We start from the raw sequence: 590 nt of genomic DNA, 5'->3' as shown, positions 1-590 counted from the left end.
GGCCACGATCGGCCGGATCGACTACCACGCGACTCCCGAGATCAGTTAAGGCGGCCATGGCATGAAGGTGGAAGGCATCATCTTCAACTTCTTCGGAGTTTTCGCCGGGGCTGCCGCGCTGGTGTACTGGTTCTGGTCGAAGGACCCGACCGGCACGGCCGCGCTGACCCTCACCACGGGGCTCGGCCTGCTCGTCGGCGGATACTTGATCTTCACTGGCCGGCGGATCGGGATGCGCCCGCAGGACCTGCCGGATGCGGAGGTCGCCGACGGGGCTGGGGAGCTCGGGCACTTCACCCCGGGCAGCTACTATCCGTTCTTCATCGGGGCCAGCTCGGTGACGGCGGCGATGGGCCTCGTCTTCGGCGTCTGGATGATCATTCTCGGTGCGCTTCTGGTCGTGGTGTTCGTGACCTGCCTGGTCTTCGAGAACTTCTGGCACCCGCCGGTGCCCGAGGACTGATCCCGCCTGGGTCGGGGTCGCCCTTCCCTCGGGGGTCCCCGACCCGGGCGGGATCAGGGAGCCGTGGCCGCCGCCGCGTCAACCGCTGCGGCGCTCTGGCTCGCGGTCACCCAGCGCTCCAGGACGG

1 protein-coding gene is annotated in these 590 nt (G+C 68.5%); it reads left to right on the top strand.

The annotated features are described in order from the left end of the window. The first annotated feature begins 61 nt into the window (after positions 1 to 61). Positions 62 to 463 carry an aa3-type cytochrome oxidase subunit IV gene (ctaF, locus tag AC08OO_RS22650; protein WP_011437500.1) on the top strand — a complete coding sequence of 134 codons (402 nt, stop codon included), beginning with the start codon at positions 62 to 64 and terminating at the stop codon, positions 461 to 463. Positions 464 to 590: the final 127 nt, after the last annotated feature.

It is taken from the genome of Frankia sp. CeCAU1 (assembly GCF_977971845.1).
The sequence above is the reverse complement of the archived record's forward strand: the minus strand, read 5'-3'. Positions and strand labels throughout refer to the sequence as shown.